Source organism: Phenylobacterium sp. (assembly GCF_028290885.1).
Taxonomy (GTDB): Bacteria; Pseudomonadota; Alphaproteobacteria; order Caulobacterales; family Caulobacteraceae; genus Phenylobacterium.
Genome location: NZ_JAQGIZ010000294.1, coordinates 1 through 14,305 on the forward strand (window position 1 = coordinate 1; position 14,305 = coordinate 14,305).

Annotated in this window: 18 protein-coding genes and 1 pseudogene; 9 read left to right on the forward strand and 10 right to left on the reverse strand. The window is 69.2% G+C overall.

Annotation, left to right across the window (positions count from 1 at the left end; all coding sequences use genetic code 11):
* Positions 1 to 544 (forward strand): annotated as a pseudogene (locus tag JWP28_RS19395) (diaminopimelate decarboxylase); the annotation flags it as partial.
* A 15-nt stretch (positions 545 to 559) separates the two neighbouring features.
* Here the strand turns inward: JWP28_RS19395 and JWP28_RS19400 are convergent.
* The 7 genes from JWP28_RS19400 to JWP28_RS19430 form a co-directional block, all read right to left on the reverse strand.
* Positions 560 to 742 (reverse strand): hypothetical protein, encoded by a 183-nt coding sequence (locus JWP28_RS19400; protein ID WP_299545500.1) that lies wholly within the window; start codon positions 740 to 742, stop codon positions 560 to 562.
* A 206-nt stretch (positions 743 to 948) separates the two neighbouring features.
* Positions 949 to 1,473 (reverse strand): FxDxF family PEP-CTERM protein, encoded by a 525-nt coding sequence (locus JWP28_RS19405; RefSeq protein ID WP_299545501.1) that lies wholly within the window; start codon positions 1,471 to 1,473, stop codon positions 949 to 951.
* Positions 1,474 to 1,662: 189 nt separating this feature from the next.
* Complete coding sequence (locus tag JWP28_RS19410; protein ID WP_299545502.1) at positions 1,663 to 2,532, reverse strand: toll/interleukin-1 receptor domain-containing protein; 870 nt, start codon at positions 2,530 to 2,532, stop codon at positions 1,663 to 1,665.
* Positions 2,533 to 2,563: 31 nt separating this feature from the next.
* Positions 2,564 to 3,436 carry a DUF3365 domain-containing protein gene (locus tag JWP28_RS19415; protein ID WP_299545503.1) on the reverse strand — a complete coding sequence of 291 codons (873 nt, stop codon included), beginning with the start codon at positions 3,434 to 3,436 and terminating at the stop codon, positions 2,564 to 2,566.
* A gap of 77 nt (positions 3,437 to 3,513) precedes the next feature.
* Positions 3,514 to 3,921, reverse strand: a complete 408-nt coding sequence (locus JWP28_RS19420; RefSeq protein ID WP_299545504.1) for a hypothetical protein — start codon at positions 3,919 to 3,921, stop codon at positions 3,514 to 3,516.
* 85 nt (positions 3,922 to 4,006) lie between these two features.
* Positions 4,007 to 4,534 (reverse strand): phosphoribosyltransferase family protein, encoded by a 528-nt coding sequence (locus JWP28_RS19425; RefSeq protein WP_299545505.1) that lies wholly within the window; start codon positions 4,532 to 4,534, stop codon positions 4,007 to 4,009.
* Positions 4,527 to 5,348, reverse strand: coding sequence for a DUF3426 domain-containing protein (locus tag JWP28_RS19430; protein ID WP_299545506.1), 822 nt, complete (start codon positions 5,346 to 5,348; stop codon positions 4,527 to 4,529). Before JWP28_RS19430 ends, JWP28_RS19425 begins: the two co-directional genes overlap by 8 nt.
* A gap of 59 nt (positions 5,349 to 5,407) precedes the next feature.
* On the opposite strand from JWP28_RS19430, the gene ftsE reads away from it, so the two are divergent.
* The 4 genes from ftsE to JWP28_RS19450 are packed head-to-tail and all read left to right on the forward strand — an operon-like array spanning position 5,408 to position 8,373.
* Positions 5,408 to 6,136: a cell division ATP-binding protein FtsE gene (ftsE, locus tag JWP28_RS19435; RefSeq protein WP_299545507.1), complete on the forward strand. Its 729-nt coding sequence runs from the start codon at positions 5,408 to 5,410 to the stop codon at positions 6,134 to 6,136.
* The gene (locus tag JWP28_RS19440; protein WP_299545508.1) at positions 6,133 to 7,026 is read left to right on the forward strand and encodes an ABC transporter permease; all 894 of its coding nucleotides are present in this window, start codon (positions 6,133 to 6,135) and stop codon (positions 7,024 to 7,026) included. The genes ftsE and JWP28_RS19440 overlap by 4 nt, the downstream gene beginning before the upstream one ends.
* 13 nt (positions 7,027 to 7,039) lie before the next feature.
* On the forward strand, positions 7,040 to 7,663 hold the full coding sequence (locus JWP28_RS19445; protein ID WP_299545509.1) for a YdcF family protein: 624 nt from the start codon (positions 7,040 to 7,042) through the stop codon (positions 7,661 to 7,663).
* A gap of 2 nt (positions 7,664 to 7,665) precedes the next feature.
* Complete coding sequence (locus tag JWP28_RS19450) at positions 7,666 to 8,373, forward strand: lysophospholipid acyltransferase family protein (RefSeq protein WP_299545510.1); 708 nt, start codon at positions 7,666 to 7,668, stop codon at positions 8,371 to 8,373.
* Here the strand turns inward: JWP28_RS19450 and JWP28_RS19455 are convergent.
* Positions 8,370 to 8,909, reverse strand: coding sequence for a gamma-glutamylcyclotransferase (locus JWP28_RS19455; RefSeq protein ID WP_299545511.1), 540 nt, complete (start codon positions 8,907 to 8,909; stop codon positions 8,370 to 8,372). The genes JWP28_RS19450 and JWP28_RS19455 overlap by 4 nt on opposite strands.
* Before the next feature lie 27 nt (positions 8,910 to 8,936).
* Between JWP28_RS19455 and JWP28_RS19460 the strand changes: the two genes are divergently transcribed.
* Positions 8,937 to 9,980 carry a DUF2125 domain-containing protein gene (locus JWP28_RS19460; protein ID WP_299545512.1) on the forward strand — a complete coding sequence of 348 codons (1,044 nt, stop codon included), beginning with the start codon at positions 8,937 to 8,939 and terminating at the stop codon, positions 9,978 to 9,980.
* Positions 9,981 to 9,996: 16 nt separating this feature from the next.
* Complete coding sequence (locus tag JWP28_RS19465; protein ID WP_299545513.1) at positions 9,997 to 10,620, forward strand: class I SAM-dependent methyltransferase; 624 nt, start codon at positions 9,997 to 9,999, stop codon at positions 10,618 to 10,620.
* Positions 10,621 to 10,680: 60 nt separating this feature from the next.
* Here JWP28_RS19465 and JWP28_RS19470 read toward each other — a convergent pair whose 3' ends face one another.
* Positions 10,681 to 11,325 carry a TetR/AcrR family transcriptional regulator gene (locus JWP28_RS19470; RefSeq protein ID WP_299545514.1) on the reverse strand — a complete coding sequence of 215 codons (645 nt, stop codon included), beginning with the start codon at positions 11,323 to 11,325 and terminating at the stop codon, positions 10,681 to 10,683.
* Between the two features lie 116 nt (positions 11,326 to 11,441).
* Between JWP28_RS19470 and JWP28_RS19475 the strand changes: the two genes are divergently transcribed.
* Entirely contained in the window at positions 11,442 to 12,413 is a 972-nt protein-coding gene (locus JWP28_RS19475; RefSeq protein ID WP_299545515.1) for a zinc-dependent alcohol dehydrogenase family protein, read from the forward strand.
* Between the two features lie 236 nt (positions 12,414 to 12,649).
* On the opposite strand, the gene JWP28_RS19480 is transcribed toward JWP28_RS19475, so the two are convergent.
* Complete coding sequence (locus JWP28_RS19480) at positions 12,650 to 13,246, reverse strand: YdeI/OmpD-associated family protein (RefSeq protein WP_299545516.1); 597 nt, start codon at positions 13,244 to 13,246, stop codon at positions 12,650 to 12,652.
* 421 nt (positions 13,247 to 13,667) lie between these two features.
* On the opposite strand from JWP28_RS19480, the gene JWP28_RS19485 reads away from it, so the two are divergent.
* Positions 13,668 to 14,021 carry a hypothetical protein gene (locus tag JWP28_RS19485; protein WP_299545517.1) on the forward strand — a complete coding sequence of 118 codons (354 nt, stop codon included), beginning with the start codon at positions 13,668 to 13,670 and terminating at the stop codon, positions 14,019 to 14,021.
* Positions 14,022 to 14,305: the final 284 nt, after the last annotated feature.

The following is a 14,305-nucleotide window of genomic DNA, read 5'->3' on the forward strand; positions in this document are numbered from 1 at the left end:
CCTGGGGGTGCCCTATTTCGACATGCCCGCGCCGCCGACACCGGCGGACTACGCCGCCATGCTGGCCACGGTGGTGACCGGCCTCGACGTCCAGTTCGCCTTCGAGCCTGGCCGGGTGATCGCCGCCAACGCCGGCGTGCTGGTGGCCCGCGTGCTGCACGTCAATGCGCGGCCCGAGGGACGGAAATTCCTGGTGCTGGACGCGGCCATGAACGACCTGCTCAGGCCCGCGATGTACGACGCCTACCACGACATCCGCCCGGTTAAGCCACGGGCCGGCGAGCCTGTGACCTATGACGTCGTGGGACCGATCTGCGAGACCGGCGACACCTTCACCCGCGACCGCGCCCTGCCCCCGCTGGAGGCCGGCGACCTGGTGGCCTTCATGACTGCCGGCGCCTATGGGGCCGCCATGTCGAGCGAGTACAACAGTCGCCTGCTGGCGCCCGAGGTGCTGGTGAAGGGCTCGGAGTTCGCGGTCGTCCGCCCGCGTCCGAGTTACGAGGACATGCTGGCGCGCGAACACGCCGCGCCCTGGCTCTGAAGCGGCCCCACGGTCTCAGCCGTGGGCGCGCGCCGGATACTGCTCGACGACGTGCGAACCGCTCCAAAGCTCCATGGCGCGTTGCTCGCCTTGGACCTGGACATAGTCCTTGGCCTCTTCGTCCGAGCCGACGTCGAAGGAAACAGCCTCCTTGATGTGGCCCTTCTCATCGAGCAGGTAGAGTTGGTATCTCGGCATGCGGATACAGCGCCCCACTGGCTTTTGGCGTCCCACGTTGGGAAACACCCTAACTGAACGAGCGTTCCGCGACGAATCCTCAAAAGACGAAGCCCGGCCGGGGCGAACCCGACCGAGGCTGTCTAATCTCCAGGCGTCTGACCGAACCTAGGCGGCGACCGACGCAACCCGCCAGAGAGTTCGGGAGCAGGTCGCGGTCACAAGGCTTAGGCCGCGATGCCTGTGTAGGCCATGCGCCGCTTGCTGCGCAGGGCCGCGCCAAGGCCGCCAAAGCCCAAGGTCATCAACACCCAGCTAGCGGGCTCAGGAACGCTGGCCACGGCTTTGGCGAAGCTGATGTTGCCGCCGTAGGAGTAAAGCCCGCCGCTCGTGCCGTTCACCGTGAGCGTGTTGGGGCCCGCGGATACCGGCACATCGAGAAGGCTCTTCGAGTCGATAGCGCCCGTCGCGTTGGTGGTAAGAACCATGGTGTTCAAGAGAACACTGGTGAAAGCAGTGTCGGTCGTCCCGTTTACCGCCGCCGAGGTAAGCGATGTGGAGGCGAAACCGGCGGGCAGCGTAAACGTATAGAGATCGGTGAAGGTGGCGCCCGAACCGCTGCTGTTGAACGACGCCACAGCGGAGTTGCCGTCCGGCGAGAACGTGAACGCCAGGATAGTGGCGGCGTTCGCGGCGGGGACGGCCCCAAGCATTGCGGCCGCAAAGGTGGCCGCAAGTACTAACTTCTTCATGACATCGGATCCTTCCCAGAGTGTTCCCGATGCGCCAACACGAAATGGCCACATTCGGTTCCACGCGAAAGGCGAAGTTTCGCGTTTTCCCCGGCAGGTTGAATTTTCCGCCCACGCTTGGGCTCGGCAGACGGCGAATCCGGCCCGTTCGGCCGCGGCCGGCCGGCTCAGGATTCCGGCGGTCCGCTGCTATGCCGTCCGGGTTTCTTTCAGGAACGCCGCGCGGTCCTTCTCGCCCGCGATGCGCGCGGCGAGCCTTTGGCAGAGGTCGTGCCTGGACGCCGCGGCGCGCCGCTCGCGGGCGACCAGCTGGGCGGCGATGGGGCCCAGGTGGCGGGTCAGGGCGCCGGTGATGGCGTCGATCTCTTCCGGCGTGATCCCACCTGGCGCCGGAGGCCCTTCGGGGACCTTCGTCGCCCGCGGCGTCACCACCTGCCCGGCCGGCCTGTGCTCCGTGATCCAGTCCAGGAAGCTTTTGCGGTCGAGTGGGTTGGCGATGCTGCCGGCGAGCGTCTCGTAGAGGTCCACGGCAGTCGTCGCCTTGCCCGCCGCCTGCCGGACCAGGACGCCGGCGATCGGCCCCATGAAACTCGTGAGGCGGCGCTCCGCGTCGCGGAGGACCTCGGCGGACAGCCTGGACGGCGCATGGCCGGCGTCTTGGTCCGGCGCTGCGGCGTCCGGCTCCTTGGCGCGGATCGCGGCCAGGCAACGGCGGACGGCGCCGTCCCGGTCCTTGCTGGCGTCGATGAACTGCATCCGCGTCATCCTCAGCGGCAAGGTGCAGGGCTCGATGAGGATCGGAATGACCTCCTTGCCGCCGTCGATGGCGACGCTGACCTCGTCGGCCACGTTGGGCGAGGCGGTCGAGCGCGGCGACAGGATCACGATCATGCCCTGGCATCCGCGCACCGCGGTCTCCACGGCCCGGTCCCAGTGCTGACTTGGCCGGATATCGTACTGGTCGACCCAGACCGAAACGCCCGCCGCGATGAGTTCGTCGGCGATCCGCAGCGCGATGCGTTCGTCGAGCCGGGCGCAGCTCAGGAAGTAGGTGGTCATCTGACGGCGCCCCATTCAGGCGTCGCAGTTTTCATTCCTCCGAGAGGATGCGCAAGGCCTCCTGGAGGCTGCGCCGCATCAGGTTGATGGCGTTCGACAGGCGGGCGATCTGGTCGGAGCCGCCGCGCACATATTCCGGGACGTTCATCTCACCAAGGCTCACCGCCTGCGCGGTCCTGGCCATCTTGTCGATCGGCCCGATCACCATGACCCCCAGCAGCAGGTTGAGCAGCAGGAACAGCAGCGCAAAGACGCCGCCGTAGATGGCGAGGAAGAGCAGCCGAACGTGCGCGGCCCGGGCGATGGGCACCGACATGGGCACGCTGACGATCTGGGCGCCGATCACCGCGCCGGGCTTCCAGCCGAAGCCATTCTGGGCGCCGTAGAGCGCCACCATGGATTTCGGGGCCTCCTGCGGCGTCGAATGACAGCTCATGCAAGCCGGCTTGTTGATCAGCGGCCGGGCCAGGTTGAGCGTCGGGCCGATCGGCGTCTGGCGCTGCAACACGATTTCCGTCTTCTGCGGGTGGTCGCGGAAGTCGTTGATCATGTCGGCTTCCCAGTCGCTGGCGCGGTCCTCCGGGTTGGTGGGATTGAGCGCCGCCTCGCGGTAGCTGTAGTCACTGAACTTGGCGTGCAGCACGTCGAAGTTCTTCTTCGCCGCATAGGCCGACACCGCCTGCGGATGGAACGTCGCCTCCATGTCGCCCTTCAGCAGCGGCGCGATCTGTTCGGACGTGTATTTCCGCGCCCCGGCCGCGCTCTCCATCATGATGCGTGAGCTCTGCAGCACCTCGTCGCGGGTCACCGCCTCGAGGATCGGCGTCGCGGCCAGCGCAAACAGGCCTACGCCCACCAGCGCGACCACCAGCAGCATCAGGTTGAACTTGGTCCTGAGACCCATGACGCCCCGCTCCAACCCCGCGGGAACAGTCGCCTAAAGCCGGCGGTCATACAACCGGCGCTGTGACGCTCCGTTCCCTAGAGGTCGGCGCAGGAACTCATGTTGACCGGCGGATGCTCGGCGCGCGTCCAGGCCGATCCGGTCTTGGAGAACTCCGACGTGCGGGAGCCGGACTGGGCGTGCTGGAACTTGGCGTCGAAGCCGTTCCAGGTCATCGCCGCCACCACGCGGGCGGTGATCCCCTTGGCCTGGTCGGCCGGGGTGACGGTGCGCTCCGCCTTGCAGGCGACCTCGAAGCTCTCGCACTTCTGGTCTGCCGCCTGGCTCTTGCAGAGCGGGTCCGCGGCAATGATCTCGGTCCGCCACTTCAGGATCTCGGCGTCGAGGCCGGTGAACTTGTCGGTGGCCTTGCCGCCGGATTGTCCCGCCTGGCCGCAGCCGCCAAGGATCAAGAGGGCCACCAGGGCCGCCGCGCGTCTCGTCAAGATGTGAGCTCCGATGGGGAAGGAACGCAGCGCATAGCGCCAGGATGCGACAGCCTCGTGGCGAACTGTCGAGCTTGGCGTCTGTCTAGTCCAACGCGCCGATATAGGGCAGTCCCCGATAGCGCCCGGCCGCGTCCATGCCGTAACCGACCAAAAATCGGGCAGGCGCCTCCCAGGCGACGAAGTCCGGCTCGATGGCCCTTTGGGTCGGCCAGGGTTTGCGCGCGAAGACGCAGGTCATGACCTTGCCGGCGCCGGCGTCGCGCACCAGCCGGGCGGCCTCCGAGAGCGACAGGCCCGTGTCGAAGACGTCGTCGACCACCAGCGCCGTGCGTCCGGCCAGCGGCCGCTGCAGGTCGGCGCGGACCTCGCAGCGCCCGAGGCTGGCGCGGGCATCGCCATAGGAGGCCAGCCACAGGGCGTCGAAGCCGATGTTGCGCCCCCGCCGCGAGAGCGCCCGGGTGAGGTCGGCGCAGAACCACAGGCCGCCGGTGAGCAGGCAGACGGCCACCGTCTCGTCGTCGATGTGCGGCGCGATGGTCCGCGCGAGCGCGTCCACCCGCCCGGTGACCTCATCTTCGGAGAGCAGGACGGCAGGAACGGCGTCAGTCATGGGACAGTAGGGCGTCCGGGCTTCCCGGCGGCAAGGGCTTGGCGTCGATCGGCGCCGGCGCGCCAAGGATCGCCTCGGCGGCGCGCGGGGCCGCGCCTTTTGCCGCGGGGGCCTTGGCCGCGGTCTCGAAGGTCACTTCCAGGTCGTGGACGCCGGCGGGCGGATCGACGATGGCGATGGCGAAGTGGCGCACCGCGTGCGCCGGCGCCCGGGCGTCGATCGGCCGGGCGACCTTGACGGTGACGGGCTTGCCGCCGCGGTCCAACAGGCTAACTCGCAGCGACGGGACGGTGGCCGCGGCGTCGCGCCTGTTGCGGATCTGACCGGTCACCGCCAGCACCGGCCGGCCGCCCTGGAAGGTCGGTTCGGCATGGACCTTCTCGATTACCAGGCTTTCCACCGGCATGCCGAGGCCGGCGTAGGCGGCCTGGCTGGCGGGCAGCAGCTGGACCACCTGGGCGCGGAAGATGACGGCGGCGGCGATCAGCGCGGCTACGACCGCGGCGCTGCCGCCCCAGACCAGCACCTTGCCTGTCGGGTCCTGCCGCGGCGGCGTCAGCCTGGGCGCGACGAACGGAACGGGCCGCGCCGGATCGGGGCCTTCGACCACCAGTTCGTCGACGAACGCTGGGGACTCGGCCGCGGGCGCGGGCTCCACCTGCGGTTGCGGCTCGTCCTGCGCCGCCGCCGCGCCCTCCGGCAACGCCGTCCAGCGCGCGCCGCAGTTCGAGCACTTCACGGTCCGCCCAGCCGGCGAGATCCGCGAGTCGTCCACGAAATAGCTGGTGGCGCACTCTGGACAGGTCAGTATCATGACAGTCGAATCGGACGCTCCAGCAAACCTCCCATCCGAGGTCGCCGATTTCGGCCTTCATGTCCAGAAACCCCAGCGCCGCCCCGGCGACCAGAACCGCCGAACAGGTCGTCCGTTTCGACGACGTCTCCATGCGCTACGGGCGGGGGCCGGAGGTGCTGCGCGAGGTCAACTTCGCCCTGTCACCCGGCTCGTTCCACTTCGTCACCGGCCCGTCCGGCGCCGGCAAGACCTCGCTGCTGAAGCTGATCTACCTGGCCGCCAGGCCTTCCAAGGGATTCGTGCACCTGTTCGGCCAGGACGTGGCGCGCGCCCCGGCCCAGGCCCGCCCGCAGCTTCGCCGGCGGATCGGAGTGGTCTTCCAGGACCTGCTGCTGCTCGACCACCTCTCGGCGTTCGACAACGCCGCGCTGCCCTTGCGGATCGCCGGCCGCAAGCCGCCGGACTACCGCACCGACGTGGCCGAGCTGCTGACGTGGGTCGGGCTGGGCGCCCACATGCACGCCCTGCCGCCGACGCTGGCGGGCGGCGAGCGCCAGCGGCTGGCCATTGCGCGCGCCGTGGTCAATCGTCCGGAGATCCTGCTGGCCGACGAGCCGACCGGCAACGTCGACCCGGAGATGGCGCTGCGCATCTTCCGCCTGTTCGTGGAGCTGAACCGCCTGGGCACCACCGTCGTGATCGCCACTCACGACCAGGACCTGATCGCGCGCTCCGGCAAGCCAGTGCTGCATCTGGAGCGCGGGCGGATCGACGCCGGGCCGGCGCTGGGCCCCGCGGCGCCATGAGCGAGCGCTTCGACCCCATCAGCTGGCGTCCGGCCCCCTTCCTGCCTGAGCGCGAGGCCCGCGACGGCGCGCTGATCTTCGTGGTCGCCGTGCTCTGCTTCCTGGCCTGCCTGACCGCCATGGGGGTGATCGCCGCCGACCGCGCCGCGCGCGGCTGGACCAATCAGCTGACCGGCGAGGCGACGGTGGTCGTACGGCCCCGCGGCGGCGAGACGCCGGACGCCGCGGCCGCCCGCGCCGCCGAGACCCTGGCCGGGGCCACCGGCGTCGCCGAAGCCCGCGCGCTGGAGCCCGCCAAGGCCTACGACCTGATCCGCCCCTGGCTCGGCGACGTCAGCAACCTGGAGGACCTGCCGGTGCCCAGGCTGGTGGCGGTGACGCTGGACCCCAAGCATCCCACCACCGCGCCGCGCCTGGACGCCGCGCTCAAGGCCCAGGGGATCGATGCGACGGTCGACGACCACTCCATCTGGATCAAGGACATCCGCCGCGCCGGCCGGCTGGTGCGCTGGCTGGGGGCGGGCGTCTTCGTCCTGATCGCCGCCGCCGCCGCCGCCGTGGTGGCGTTCGCCACCCGCGCCGGCCTCGCAGGCCGCCGCGACGTGGTCGAGGTGCTGCACATGACCGGCGCCGAGGACGGCCTTATCGCCCGGCTGTTCCAGGTCCGCTTCGCCCGTGTCGCAGGCCTGGCCGGGCTGATCGGCGCCGGGGCGGCCGGCATCCTGGGCGCGGGCCTGCGGCTGGCCGGCGGCGGCCAGGGCCTGACGCCTGCCGTGCCGCTGGCCTGGAGCGACATCCTGGCGGTGATCCCCTGCCCGCTGCTGGCCGCCCTGGTCGCCGCCGTCGCGGCACAGGTCACCGCCATCCGGCTGATCCGGGACATGCAGTGAAGTCGCTCCCCCGATGAAGTCGTTGGCCGCCTTCCTGGTGCTGGCGCTGATCTGGGCGTCCGGCCTGATGGCCTTCGCCGCGCGCGTGCAGCAGTCGACGCCGCAGCCGGATCCGCCGGCCGCCGACGGCATCGTGGTGCTGACCGGCGCCAGCTCCAACGAGCGCATCGCCGCCGCCGTCGAGCTGCTGGCCGCGCACCGCGGACGGCGCGTGCTGGTTTCGGGCGTGGACCGCCGGGTGAGCCGCGAGCAGCTGCGCACCGCCTCCAACACCGTGCGCCGGCTCTACGACTGCTGTGTGGATCTGGGCTTCAACGCCGTCGACACCGTCGGCAACGCCCGCGAGACCGCCGAGTGGGCCAAGGCCATGCGCTACAACAGCCTGACGATCGTCACCACCGACTACCACATGCCGCGCGCCATGCTGGAGCTGCGCGCGGTATTGCGGCCGGCCGCCGTCACCCTGCAGCCCTACGCCGTGCCCACGCCGATCCTGAAGGCCCGCCAATGGTGGCGCACGCCGCGCGCTGCGCGCTTGATGGTGGTGGAGTATAGCAAGTATCTGGCGATCCTCGGCCGCGAGGCGGTGCTGGGGCTGGGCCCCCGCGCCAGCCCCGCGGCGCCTCAGAAGGGCTGACCTTGCTGCTCGTCCGATCCTATCTCTTCGCGGCGCTGTTCTATCTGTGGTCGGTGTTCTGGGTGCTGCTGATCTCACCCCTGATGCTGGGGCCGCGGATCTGGATGGTGCGGTCCTGGCGGGTCTGGTCGCAAGGCGTGATGCTGCTGCTGCGCGTGGTCTGCGACATCCGCGTCGAGTTCCGCGGCCAGCGCTACATGCCCAAGGCCCGCGCCCTGATCGCGCCGAAGCACCAGTGCATGTTCGACGTCTTCGCCCAGTTCGCGGTGCTGCCCGACAGCTGCTTCGTGACCAAGAAGGAGCTGATGTGGATCCCGTTTTTCGGCTGGTACGCCCAGAAGGGGGGGATGATCTCGGTCGACCGGGCGGGCGCGGCGACGGCGCTGCGCAAGATGGTCGCCGACGCCAAAGAGCGGTTCGCCGACGAGCGGCAGGTGGTGATCTTCCCGGAGGGCCACCGCGGCGAGCCGGGCCTTCCCGGCGACTACAAGCCGGGCATCGCCGCCCTCTACCGCGAGCTGGACGTGCCCGTGCATCCCGTGGCCACCAACGCCGGTGTCCACTGGCCGGCCCACGGGCTGCGGCGCTGGCCCGGGACCATCGTCTACGAATACCTCGAACCGATCCCGGCGGGCCTGAAGCGCGCTGAGTTCATGCGCATCCTGCAGGAGCGCATCGAGACGGCGTCGACGGCGCTGCTGCCGCTTTAGGCGTGGGCAGCCTCGCGCGCCTCGACCAGTTCCAGCAGGGCCTGCATCGAGCGGTCGTGGACGCCTTCCTGGCCGAGGTGCTCGACGAGGTCGCGCAGGTAGTCGACGTTGCGGCCGGACAGCCCGGTCGCGCCGGCGATCAGCTCGGCCTGCCGCTCGAGACTGAGGCGTCCCGCCCACTGCGGGTGGTGCACGTCGGAGAGGAAGACCAGCGCCTCGACCCTGCGGCTGTCGGCCAGGCGCACGAACCTGCGGCCCTCCACGTAGGTCTCGGTCGGCTGCTCGCGTTCCAGCAGGTAGGCATAGACCTGGGCCCAATCCGCGGGCGCGATCCGGTAGGCCATGCCGCGCACCGAGCCGCCGGGGGCCAGGCCCAGCACCAGGCCCGGACGCTGGTAGGTCCCGCGGTGGTGCACCGAGTAGACGCAGAAGGCCCGCCGGCGGCCCGGCAGGGTGGCGGCGACCCGCTCGGCGAAGGGAAATCCGGGCCGCCACATGAGCGAGCCGTAGCCGAAGACCCAAAGCGCGTTCGACATCCCCCCCCGCGGCAGTAAGAAGCTCCCATGTCTGTGCACGATCCGTCTCCGCCCCGCAAACCCCGCCGGCTCGGCCTCTACCTGCCGTTCGTGGCGCTGGGGCTTGCTGTGGCGGCCTGGAGCGGGCTCTGGGTCTGGGCGAAGGGGCAGACGCAGACCCGGCTGGACGCGGCCGCGCAGGGCCTGGCCCAGGCCGGGTGGCAGCTGTCCTGGAAGGACCGTAAGGTAACGGGATACCCATTCCGGCTGGACGTCAGCCTGACCGACGTGCGGCTGCGCGAGCCCTCCGGCTGGGCGCTGGAGGCGCCGCGGATCGAGGGCGAGGCCTTCATGCACGCGCCCACCCAGTGGCTGATCGCCGCGCCGGACGGGCTGACCTTCGTGCGGCGGGCCGGCGGGCCGGTAACGGTCAAGGGCGACCTGATCCGCGCCAGCCTCTCGCACCCTGACGCCCATCCGCCGAGCTTCTCGTTCGAGGGTGTCAAGCTGATCTTCGCGCCGCAGCCGGGCGCCCAGCCGTTCGCGCTCACCGCCGCCGACCGGGTGGAGTTCCACCTGCGCGCCGGGCCGGACGACCAGGGCGGCGTCTTCGTCCGCCTCGACAACGGCAAGGCGCGCCTGTCCGGGATCTTCGCCCGCGTGGCCGGCGACAAGCCGATCTCCATCGTCTGGAACTCGACGCTGTCGAAGATGAGCGCGTTTGCCGGCCCCGATTGGCCGAGCGCGGTGCGCCACTGGTCCGACGCCGGCGGCAGCATGACGGTGCGCCAGGCCGGGATCACCGCCGGCGAGGCGGTGGTCGGCGCCAACTCGGGAAGCCTCGGCGTCAGCCATGACGGGCGGCTGACCGGGGTGCTCGACGTCACCCTGCGCCAGGCGCCGAAGGCGCTGGGCGCGCTCGGCGACGAGGGGGTCATCGACCAGGAAGCGGCGCGGGCGGCGACGGCGGTGGCGCAGGCCCGGCAGGGCGGCGGCGAGGCCGCCCAGGCGACGCTCAACTTCCAGGCCGGCCGCACGACCTTCGGACCCGTCGCGCTAGGCCCGGCGCCGAAGATCTACGATCCGCGCTAGGACGAGGAGGACGGTCATGGCTTCGCTCTACGACCGCTTCATCCTGCCGAAGCTGCTCGCCTGCGGCTGCTCCTCCTCGCCGATCATGAAGCAGCGCGCCAAGGTCGTGCCCAAGGCCGCCGGACGGGTCCTGGAGCTGGGCATCGGCCTTGGCCTCAACCTCGCCTTCTACGACCCGAACAGGGTGACCCGCGTCACCGGCGTCGATCCGGCGCCCGAGCTTCGCGCCCGAGCCTTGGCCGCCGCCCGCGACCCGCGCCTGTCTGTCGCCATCGAAGACGGGACCGCCGAGGCCCTGCCCTTCGAGGATGCGAGCTTCGACACCGTGGTCTGCACCTTCACCCTGTGCTCCGTGCACACGCCGCAGGCGGCGCTCGCCGAGGCGCGCCGGGTGCTCCGGCCCACCGGGACCCTGCTCTTCTGCGAGCACGGCCTCGCCCCGGACGCCGACATCGCCAAGTGGCAGCGCCGCCTGGAGCCCCTGTGGAAGCGCATCGCCGGCGGCTGCCACCTGACCCGGCCCATCTCGACCGCCATCGCCGCCGCCGGCTTCGACCTGCAGCAGGTCGACAGCATGTACGTCCCCAACACCCCCAAGATCACCGCCTGGAACGAGTGGGGCTCCGCGACGGTGCGATAGGGGGTGATAGCTAGGGGCGGCTACGGCCAGACTCATACATTGCCATGAACCCGCATCTGGCTAGAGCTTAGACGGGCGGCCCGAGGGCGCGCTCGAGGCGCCTTTCCGGCTCGGCTCCCCGCCCTCGCCGCCGACCTCGCCCAACACGCGACGGACAGCGGCCATGATCTCATCCGATAGATCCGGCCGCGATTTCGCGGTCGCCCGGGCCATCGCGACCCCGCCGATCATGGCAGCCGCGATGGTCAATGCGCGCGCGCGGTCGTCAGCCGTGGGCATCGTCGCTTCCAGTGCCGCCTGAACCGCCCCGACCATCTGCTCGAAGCCTTCGGCGAAGCGCGCGCTGACGGCCTCGTCCTGCCGGGCGATTTCGCTTGCCGATGCCGCCATGGCGCAGCCCCCCGCCAGATTGTCGCGGTGATCGAGCGCCAGGTAGAGATCCAGTTGGTCGGACAAAGTGGGCGCGCCGTGGGGCTTGGACGCCGTCATGTGGGCGTGGCCGCTAGCCAACCCATGCGCCAAAGCCTCTCCAACCAAAGCCTGCTTCGACGGGAATTGGGCATAGAGCGCTCCGTGGGTCAGGCCCGCCGCCTTGCTGATCTCCGCGACGCCGACGCCATCGATCCCCCGCTCCCGGAACAGGCGCGCTGCTGTCTGGGTCAGCGCGGCGCGATTCGCGGCCGATTTTTCCTTGGTGACTTTCACCGACTGTCTCCGTGTCGCTACGGGCTTGATTCCAGAGATTGCGATTGCCACCTAAAATCAATCATGATGGTCGCAACGATAAATATGGGGCGGCCGGCGAAAGCAAGGAGGCTCCCATGCGGGCCGTTCACCTCACCGCCTTCGGCAATCCCGTCGAGAGTCTCGAATTCGTCCAGGTCCAGGAACCCCCAGCGCCCGGCCCCGGCCAAGTCCTGATCGGCGTCGAATTCTCCCCGATCGATCTCAGCGACCTGCTGGTGGTCCACGGCGCCTACCCGTTTCGCCCTAGCCTGCCGAGCATCATTGGCAACGAGGGTGTGGGCCAAATCCTGGCCGTCGGTCCCGGCGTGGAGAATGTCGCGGTCGGCGATCGCGTCCTGACGCCGCTCTATAGCCTTGCCTGGGCCGAGCGGATCGTCGTGCCGGCGGACGAGTTGTTCGCACTGCCCGCCGATGTCGATCCGCAGCAGCTCGCCATGCTGACCATCAATCCGCCGACCGCTGGGTTGCTGCTGAGTGAGTTCGTCGACCTCGCGCCCGGCGAGTGGGTGGTCCAAAATGCCGCCAATTCGGGCGTGGGTCGCGCGGTCATCGCTTTCGCCAAAGCGCGTGGCTTAAAGACGATCAATATTGTCCGTCGACCGGAATTGATCGACGAATTGAAAACGCTGGGCGCCGATCTGGTGATCGAGGACACGCCGGAAGGTCTGAACCTGGTGAAGGCCGCTCTCGGAACGGCCGCCCCTCGCCTCGCCATCGACGGCGTCGGCGGCCCGTCCGCTGCAAACCTGATCAATCTGCTCGGCCGCGACGGTACGCTCGTGGCCTATGCCGCGCTGGGCAAGGCACCCATTGCGATCAGCGCGCTAGCGCTGATCTTTAAACGCATTTCGGTGCACGGATTCTTCCTGAGCGACCCGGAGCACGCGGCGAAGATCCGGCCGTTCGTCGTCGAGGCAGCCGAATTGGTCCGATCGGGTCGGCTTTATGCCCCAGTGGCCGCGACCTATCCCTTGTCGGCCATCAAGGACGCCGTGGCCCACGTGGAACGTGGCGGCAAGGTGCTGCTCGACGTGGGCGCGAGCTGAGCGCGCTCCGGCGGGAGGAAGGACGTCTCTCGGAAGCCGTTTCCAAGGTCTGCGCTGCCGCGCCAGAAAACGGACCTGCCGAAGGGCCGGGACGGGTGGATGGCCGACTTCGTCCGCGCGGGGTGAGAAGCGCAGGCCCGGCGCCACGAACGGAGAGTTGCGGGATCTGAGCCAAGGGGGAGAATCGACCTTGAGCGGACGTAAGAAGGGAGCGCCAGGCCGGCGCTGACGCTCGGCTAGCCGCGGCGCTCGCGGCGGGGATGGAAGGCCTCGCCTGACGCAAGCCGCGCCACGATTTCGGCGATCTTCGCGGCGCGACGTTCCGGACCCTTCGCCTGGTGGACGCGATAAAGCACCGCGAAGCGGTTCGCGGCGTCGAGACTGTCGAAGAATCGGCGCGCATCAGGCTGCGAATCGAGGGCGGCCAGAAGGTCCGCGTCCGGCGTCGCGCGGCTCTGGGGTGCGTACGCCGCGTCCCAACGTCCGTCGGCCTTCGCGCGCGTCACCTCAGCCAAGCCTTCGGGCTTCATTCGACCATCGGCGATCAGACGCTCCACGCGCTCCCGGTTCACCTGGGACCAGGCGCTGCGGGCCTTACGCGGCGTGAACCTGACCTTGTAATAGTGCTCGTCCACGCGCCCGAGCTGCCCGTCGATCCAGCCATAGGCGAGGGCAGTGTCGATCGCGTCCGACTTGCTTAGCGTCGCCTCCGTCGCGCCCAGCTTGCCGAACGTCAGCCAAGCGCCAGCGACTAATTCCGGCTGATCGGCGAGCCAAGTCTCGAACGCTTCGGCGTCTCGGAAGGCAAGGACTGGAAGTTCCGGCGAAGGCACGCGAGCTCCAATTTCCGACGAAGATCGGTCACTAGTCCATAGCGTGGAACCTTAATGCAATGGCGCTCGGAATGTCCGCCTCCCACCCTGCACAGTCATTCGTGGAGTCCGGTTTTCGGCAGATCGGCAAATGGGGACACGTACGACTTTTCGCCTGCGGCCGTCGCGTCTCGATGAGCAAGAACATGGTGTCGGGGCGCGCACCAAAAGTCGTACGTGTCCCCTCTTTTGATTTCCCATAACGCCCAGTCGAGGAAGGGTCCGCTTTACTCCGCACTGGCACGGGGCCTTAGCCAACGCTGCCGAGGCCTGCTCAGGACGCAGACGCCATACGCAACGGACGGGGTGCAGACTGGCAGCCGGCGGCGTATACTCGCCGCGCCGGCCCGGCCTCGGGCCAGCCATCTGAACGGAGGCCGCCATGACCATAATGGCTCTGTTTCGTTCGAACCGCATCGACCAGAGCGCCTACGACGCGATCATCCAGGAGCTCAATCTGGAGGCCCAGCCGCCGCATGGCGCCCTGAGCCACGCCTGCGGCTTCGACGCGAGCGGTATCTGTGTCTGCGACGTCTGGGAGTCCCGCCAGGATTTCGACGCCTTCCAAAACGACCGGCTGCGGCCCGTCTTTACCAAGCTTAACTTGGAGTACGAGCCGCCGACCGTGATCGAGACCTACGCCTTCAACGTCACCGACGACGTCGACAAGTACAAGCAAGCGCTCGCGCCTGAGACCGCCAGCGGCCGACCCGACCTGAGACCGTCGGCCCACTAGCGCCATCGCGCCCTCGCTGCAGATGAGCGCGGTGGAGGACGGCGACCACCTCGTCTGCAACCGCCACAAGCTGTGGCAAATGGGGACACGTACGACTTTTCGGCTGCGGCCGTCGCGTCCCGATGAGCAAGAACATGGTGTCGGGGCGCGCACCAAAAGTCGTGCGTGTCCCCTCTTTTGGTACACCCCCCCACGGTCATGGGGAGGGTCCCGTCCGCGCCAGGGCCCTGGTAGCTGGGGGCGGGATCGAACCGCCGACCTGTGGGTTATGAATCCACCGCTCT

What these genes read in the sequence shown, in the direction of transcription:
- JWP28_RS19400 (WP_299545500.1), bottom strand. Translation starts at nt 742, where the DNA reads ATGCCGAGATACCAACTCTACCTGCTCGATGAGAAGGGCCACATCAAG.
- JWP28_RS19405 (WP_299545501.1), bottom strand. Translation starts at nt 1,473, where the DNA reads ATGAAGAAGTTAGTACTTGCGGCCACCTTTGCGGCCGCAATGCTTGGG.
- JWP28_RS19410 (WP_299545502.1), bottom strand. Translation starts at nt 2,532, where the DNA reads ATGACCACCTACTTCCTGAGCTGCGCCCGGCTCGACGAACGCATCGCG.
- JWP28_RS19415 (WP_299545503.1), bottom strand. Translation starts at nt 3,436, where the DNA reads ATGGGTCTCAGGACCAAGTTCAACCTGATGCTGCTGGTGGTCGCGCTG.
- JWP28_RS19425 (WP_299545505.1), bottom strand. Translation starts at nt 4,534, where the DNA reads ATGACTGACGCCGTTCCTGCCGTCCTGCTCTCCGAAGATGAGGTCACC.
- JWP28_RS19430 (WP_299545506.1), bottom strand. Translation starts at nt 5,348, where the DNA reads ATGATACTGACCTGTCCAGAGTGCGCCACCAGCTATTTCGTGGACGAC.
- ftsE (WP_299545507.1), top strand. Translation starts at nt 5,408, where the DNA reads ATGTCCAGAAACCCCAGCGCCGCCCCGGCGACCAGAACCGCCGAACAG.
- JWP28_RS19440 (WP_299545508.1), top strand. Translation starts at nt 6,133, where the DNA reads ATGAGCGAGCGCTTCGACCCCATCAGCTGGCGTCCGGCCCCCTTCCTG.
- JWP28_RS19445 (WP_299545509.1), top strand. Translation starts at nt 7,040, where the DNA reads ATGAAGTCGTTGGCCGCCTTCCTGGTGCTGGCGCTGATCTGGGCGTCC.
- JWP28_RS19455 (WP_299545511.1), bottom strand. Translation starts at nt 8,909, where the DNA reads ATGTCGAACGCGCTTTGGGTCTTCGGCTACGGCTCGCTCATGTGGCGG.
- JWP28_RS19460 (WP_299545512.1), top strand. Translation starts at nt 8,937, where the DNA reads ATGTCTGTGCACGATCCGTCTCCGCCCCGCAAACCCCGCCGGCTCGGC.
- JWP28_RS19465 (WP_299545513.1), top strand. Translation starts at nt 9,997, where the DNA reads ATGGCTTCGCTCTACGACCGCTTCATCCTGCCGAAGCTGCTCGCCTGC.
- JWP28_RS19475 (WP_299545515.1), top strand. Translation starts at nt 11,442, where the DNA reads ATGCGGGCCGTTCACCTCACCGCCTTCGGCAATCCCGTCGAGAGTCTC.
- JWP28_RS19485 (WP_299545517.1), top strand. Translation starts at nt 13,668, where the DNA reads ATGACCATAATGGCTCTGTTTCGTTCGAACCGCATCGACCAGAGCGCC.